The following is a 509-nucleotide window of genomic DNA, read 5'->3' on the forward strand; positions in this document are numbered from 1 at the left end:
GACCATGAGCGACGTCCCCTCGATCGATCGCGATCTCCAGGTCAACGGCGTCTCCCTCGCCGTCGAGGAGTTCGGCGAGCAGGGCTCGCCGACGATCGTCCTCGTCGCGGGCGGCGCGAGTTCGCGCGACTGGTGGGACGACGAGTTGTGCCGCCTGCTCGCCGCGGGAGACGCATCGAGCGGTCGCCGCGTGATCCGGTACGACTTCCGGGACACCGGCCGCTCGACGACAGCGGCGCCGGGGTCGGCCACCTATCGGGCGAGCGACCTCGTGGACGACCTCGCCGCGCTCATCGAGGCGACCGACTCGGCCCCGGCGCACGTCGTCGGCCTCTCGATGGGAGGCGGCCTCGCCCAGGAGCTCGCGCTCGCGAGGCCGGAACTGCTCGCTTCTCTGACTCTCCTCGCCACGAGCCCGGCTCGCGTGGTGAGCGAGACGCCACTCCCGGCGCCCGAGCCGCGCGTCGCCGAGGCATTCGGGGACGGCGGTGGCGGCCCTGACTGGGCAG

At 73.3% G+C, this 509-nt stretch carries 1 protein-coding gene; it reads left to right on the top strand.

The genetic code is table 11. The annotated features are described in order from the left end of the window. On the top strand, window positions 1–509 hold a 509-nt coding region (locus AC4FQ5_RS20205), incomplete at both ends, for an alpha/beta fold hydrolase (RefSeq protein ID WP_491146548.1).

It is taken from the genome of Chryseobacterium sp. DT-167, from assembly GCF_058310155.1.